Genomic DNA, 2959 nt, shown 5'->3' with positions numbered 1-2959 from the left:
GTCACCGCCGCCGCCCGTGCCGTGCAGCAGGCCGAGCCGGGAGAGCAGGGACAGCCACTCCCCCGCGTCGGCGGCGGCCTCGGCGCGCTCCTCCTCCAGGGGCCGGGTCAGCAGGCCCAGGCTGTCGCGGAGCTCGACGTGCTCGCCGGTGAGGCGGGCGGCGGTGGAGGGCAGGTCGTGGGTGGTGGCGGTGGCCAGGCAGTCGGCGCGCCAGCCGTCGGGGGGCAGGGGACGGCCGTCGCCGTCCCAGTCGCGCTCGAACCACAGCACGGACGTGCCGAGCACGCCGCGTTCGCGCAGCGCCTCGCGCACGCCGGGCTCCACGGTGCCGAGGTCCTCGCCGATCACCAGCGCCCCGGCCCGGGAGGCCTCCAGGACGAGGACGGCGAGCATGGCCTCGGCGTCGTAGCGGACGTAGGTGCCCTCGGTGGGCGGGTGGCCCTGCGGGACCCACCAGAGGCGGAACAGGCCCATGACGTGGTCGATGCGCAGGGCTCCGGCGTAGCGGAACAGGGCGCGCAGCAGGTCGCGGAACGGGGCGTAGCCGGACTCGGCGAGGCGGTCGGGGCGCCAGGGCGGCAGGCCCCAGTCCTGGCCGCGGGCGTTGAAGGCGTCCGGCGGGGCGCCGACGGACATGCCGGCGGCGAAGTGCTCCTGTTGCGCCCAGGCGTCGGCGCCGCCGGGGTGCACGCCGACCGCGAGGTCGTGCACGATTCCGACGGGCATCCCGGCCTCGAGTCCGGCGCGCTGCGCGGCGGTCAGCTGGGTGTCGGTGAGCCAGGCGAGCCGGGACCAGAAGTCGACCCGGTGCATGAGGCCGTTGCGTGCCTGGGTCGTCTCGGCCGACCGCGGATCGCGCAGGCCGGTCGGCCAGCGGTGCCAGTCCGAGCCGTGCACCTCGGCGAGGGCGCACCAGGTGGCGTGGTCCTCCAGGGCCTGGCCCTGCTCGGCGAGGAAGTCGCAGTAGGCGGCGCGCCGGCCGGGGCCGAGGGGAACCTCGCCGAGCAGTTCCAGCGCCTCCCGCTTGAGCTCCCACACGGCGTCCCGGTCGATCAACGCGCCCTTGTCCAGCACCGCTTCGCGCAGCCGGCCCGCTCTCTCCAGCAGAGCGCGCAGGCGTTCGGGGTCCTCGACGTACGCGGCCTCGGGGACGTCCTCGACGCGCAGGTGCACGGGGTCGGGGAAGCGGCGCGAGGAGGGGCGGTACGGGGAGGGGTCGGTGGGGGCTCCGGGCACGGCGGCGTGCAGCGGGTTGACCTGGACGAATCCGGCGCCGAGCGACCGCCCGGCCCAGCCGGCGAGCTCTGCGAGGTCACCGAGGTCGCCCATGCCCCAGGAGCGGCGGGACAGCAGGGAGTAGAGCTGGACGAGGAGTCCGTGGGAGCGTCCGGCGGGGGTGGGCAGGCGGAGCGGGGCGACGATCAGGTGGGCGGTGGCGGTGCGGCCGTCGGGGGTGGTGGCGGTCAGCCGGTGCACGCCGGGTGGGAGGCCGTCGGCCTCGGCGCGGCTCTCGCCCTGCTCGGTGTCGATCCGCAGCCCGGTTCCCTCGGGGAGCGCGGCCAGGGCGGCCGGAGGGCGGCCGCTCCAGCCGACGACGGTCGGGGGCAGCAGCCGTTCGCCCAGTTCCCGCTCGCGGGCCGCGAGCGCGGCGCGGACGGCGCCGGGCGTGCTCACGTCCACGCCGAGGGCGGCCAGGGTCAGGGTGACCGCGGTGGCCGAGGCCGCGACCGAGCGGTCCGGGGAGGGGCTGTAGGAAGTGGCGACGCCGTGCAGGACGGCGAGGCGTGACAGGTCCTCGGAGGGCGGGCCGGCCGGCCGGGGTGCGGTCATCTACATCCTCGAGTAGTCCGGGACGAAGGCCGAGGGCTCGCTGGTCAGGGGGGCGGCTTCGGCGAGCGGCGGCTCACTGGTGAGGGGCTCGGCGTCGGGCAGCGGGGGCTCGCTGGTCAGCGGCAGTTCGGTGTGGGTGCTCTCGGAGCTGAAGACGCAGTAGCGGGGGTCGGCATGGTGGGGGTCGTCGAGGTCGGCGGACTGGTCCGCCACGGGTTTGGACGGGGCCGGGAGCGGAAGGAAAGTCATCGCAGCCACGGGGGCCTCCTTGTCGGGTACGGCTTTCAACGGGTCATCGCAGCCCTACCCAGTCGACGCGAAGGCAGACACCCCGGGCCCAACATCGTGCTTCTGCTCACATTCCACTCCCCTCCACGCACTCCAGATTCCGACATTTCACCCACAACGGCCACTCTCGTTGACACGTTCACCGGACGGGTGGTGGGCTCGTCGTGCCGGTCGGAAGCATCTGGAGGGGGCCTGTGGGACTGCGGCGTGGGAAGCGGGCCGCGGCCCTCGCGGTCGCCGTCGTCGCCGGGAGCCTCGCGGCCCCGCCCGCCGCGACGGCGGCTCCGTCTCCCCCGAGTGCGACCGCGACGACCCCCGAGACCGCCGGGCCGGACCTCGCCGTCTGGCCGCGCCCCCAGTCGCTGCGCGCGAACGGCGCCCCGGTCGCCGTGTCGGACGAGGTCGCCCTGATCACCGACGCACGGGCGGACCCTTACGCGGTCGACACCCTGCGCGAGCTGCTGCGGCAGGCCGGGGCCCGCCGGATCACGGACACGGCCGGACCTGGCGCCCTGGTCGTGCACATGCGGACGGAGCCCGTCGGCCGGAACGACCGCCACGCCCTGCCCGCCGGGGGATACGAGCTGTCGGTGGGCGCGGGCGGCGTCTCCCTCACCGGCACCGGCGAGGACGGCCTCTTCCACGCCGTGCAGACACTCCGGCAGCTCCTGCGCCCCTGGCGGTCCCCCCTGTCCGAGCGCAGTCGAGAACCTGGGGGAGGCACGATCGCGGCGGCCGTCGTCCGCGACTGGCCCGGCACCGCCGTACGCTGCCCTTGAAGTGGTGGTACATGCTGCCCTGCCCGGCGTCCGCGCGGTCCAGGATCGCCTTGGGGCTGGTG

3 protein-coding genes and 1 pseudogene are annotated in these 2959 nt (G+C 75.6%); 1 reads left to right on the top strand and 3 read right to left on the bottom strand.

Going from position 1 to position 2959, the window contains the following annotated elements; translation table 11 throughout:
* Together malQ and ABZ281_RS44435 are read right to left on the bottom strand one after the other, a co-directional pair.
* On the bottom strand, nt 1–1830 hold a 1830-nt coding region (gene malQ, locus ABZ281_RS44440), incomplete at its 3' end, for a 4-alpha-glucanotransferase (protein WP_356663972.1).
* Nucleotides 1831–2088, bottom strand: a complete 258-nt coding sequence (locus tag ABZ281_RS44435) for a hypothetical protein (RefSeq protein ID WP_221759459.1) — start codon at nt 2086–2088, stop codon at nt 1831–1833.
* Between the two features lie 194 nt (nt 2089–2282).
* On the opposite strand from ABZ281_RS44435, the gene ABZ281_RS44430 reads away from it, so the two are divergent.
* On the top strand, nt 2283–2897 hold the full coding sequence (locus tag ABZ281_RS44430; protein WP_356663969.1) for a glycoside hydrolase family 20 zincin-like fold domain-containing protein: 615 nt from the start codon (nt 2283–2285) through the stop codon (nt 2895–2897).
* On the opposite strand, the pseudogene ABZ281_RS44425 reads toward ABZ281_RS44430, so the two are convergent.
* Nucleotides 2890–2959: pseudogene (locus tag ABZ281_RS44425) on the bottom strand (TetR/AcrR family transcriptional regulator); the annotation flags it as partial. The gene ABZ281_RS44430 and the pseudogene ABZ281_RS44425 sit on opposite strands and share 8 nt — an antisense overlap.

The sequence above is a fragment of the Streptomyces sp. NPDC006265 genome (assembly GCF_040613555.1).
GTDB lineage: Bacteria > Actinomycetota > Actinomycetes > Streptomycetales > Streptomycetaceae > Streptomyces.
This window is presented reverse-complemented; position numbering and strand designations above follow the sequence as displayed.